Origin of the sequence: Microbispora triticiradicis (assembly GCF_005864065.1) — a bacterium.
Classification (GTDB): Bacteria; Actinomycetota; Actinomycetes; order Streptosporangiales; family Streptosporangiaceae; genus Microbispora; species Microbispora triticiradicis.
On record NZ_VANP01000043.1, the window covers coordinates 1 to 1581 of the forward strand.

Here is a 1581-nt window from a genome sequence, read left to right on the forward strand (position 1 = left end):
TCGAAGTGGTCGCCCCAGCAGGCGATCTCAAGACCGTCGTAGCCCCACTCGGCGGCCAGCCGGCAGACCTCCTCGAACGGCAGGTCCGCCCACTGACCGGTGAACAACGTGATCGGCCTGGTCATCAGTCCTCCACACTCGTGAAGCGGCTACCGGCAGCCGCGCTCTCCTCGACGGCGGCGAGCACCCGCTGCACCTGGAGGCCGTCCTCGAAGGACGGCGTCGGGTCGGTGCCGGCGGCGATCGCCTCCAGGAAGTCCTTCACCTCGTGGACGAAGGTGTGCTCGTACCCGAGGCCGTGCCCCGGCGGCCACCAGGCCCCCACGTACGGGTGGTCCGACTCGGTGACGAGGACCCGCCGGAAGCCGGCGTCCGACTCCGCGGCGTCGTAGAACCACAGCTCGTTCATCGCCTCGAAGTCGAAGGACAGGCTGCCCGCCGACCCGTTGATCTCGATGCGCAGCGCGTTCTTGCGCCCCGTGGCGAAGCGGGTGGCCTCGAACGACGCCAGCGCGCCGCCCTCGAAGCGGCCGATGAACAGGGCCGCGTCGTCCACCGTCACCTCGCCCTTCTCACCGCCGCCGCCCTGGCCGACGAGGCCGCTCGACCCCTCGGCGAGCGGGCGCTCCTTGACGAAGGTCTCGGTGAGCGCCGTCACCCCGGTCAGGTTCCGGCCGACGATGAACTGGGCGGTGTCGATGATGTGGGCGCCGATGTCACCGAGCGCGCCGGACCCGGCCTTGTCCTTCTGGAGCCGCCACACGAGGGGGAACTCGGGGTCGACGATCCAGTCCTGCAGGTACTGCGCCCGCACGTGCCGGATCTCGCCCAGCCTGCCCTCGGCCACAAACCTCCTGGCCAGGGCGATGGCGGGAACGCGGCGGTAGTTGAAGGCGACCATGCTGCGCACGCCACGCGCCGCCGCCTCCTTCGCGGCGGCGGTCATCGCCTCCGCCTCCGCCACGGTGTTGGCCAGCGGCTTCTCGCAGATGACGTGCTTGCCCGCCGCCAGCGCGGCGATGGCGATCTCCGCGTGCGAGTCGCCCGGCGTGCAGATGTCCACGATCTGCACGTCGTCGCGCTCGATCAGCCGCTTCCAGTCCGTCTCGACCGCGGCCCAGCCGAGCGTGTCGGCCGCCTCGGCCGTACGCTCCGCGGACCGTCCGGACAGGACGGCCATGGCCGGCCTCGGTACGTCGAAGACCGCCGCGACGCTCCGCCACGCCTGTGAGTGCACGCGCCCCATGAACGCGTACCCCACCATGCCGACACCCAGCGCCGGCCTGCTTTCAGTCACTAGAACTCCCTCGAATCAGGGCTGGATCAGGATTCGAACCCGGTGGGCAGGTACTTGTCGGCGTTGTCCTTGGTGACGGTCTCCGACGTCAGCGTGATGGACTGCGGCACCTGCTGCTCCAGCAGGTCGCTCATGCCCTTGCCCTGCGCGATGAGCCGGGCGATCTTGATCGCCGAGGCGGCCATCGTCGGGCTGTAGGTCACCGTCGCCTTCAGCACACCGCTGTCGGCCTTGATGTCACGCATCGCGTTCGCCGAACCGGCACCGCCGACCATGAAGAACTC

Annotated in this window: 1 protein-coding gene and 2 pseudogenes; all 3 read right to left on the minus strand. The window is 69.8% G+C overall.

The features are described 5' to 3' along the window. A pseudogene (locus tag FED44_RS37925) lies at window positions 1-125 on the minus strand (sugar phosphate isomerase/epimerase); the annotation flags it as partial. Next, on the minus strand, window positions 125-1297 hold the full coding sequence (locus tag FED44_RS35420) for a Gfo/Idh/MocA family protein (protein WP_244302556.1): 1173 nt from the start codon (window positions 1295-1297) through the stop codon (window positions 125-127). The pseudogene FED44_RS37925 and the gene FED44_RS35420, both read right to left, overlap by 1 nt. Before the next feature lie 26 nt (window positions 1298-1323). Beyond that, window positions 1324-1581: pseudogene (locus FED44_RS35425) on the minus strand (sugar ABC transporter substrate-binding protein); the annotation flags it as partial.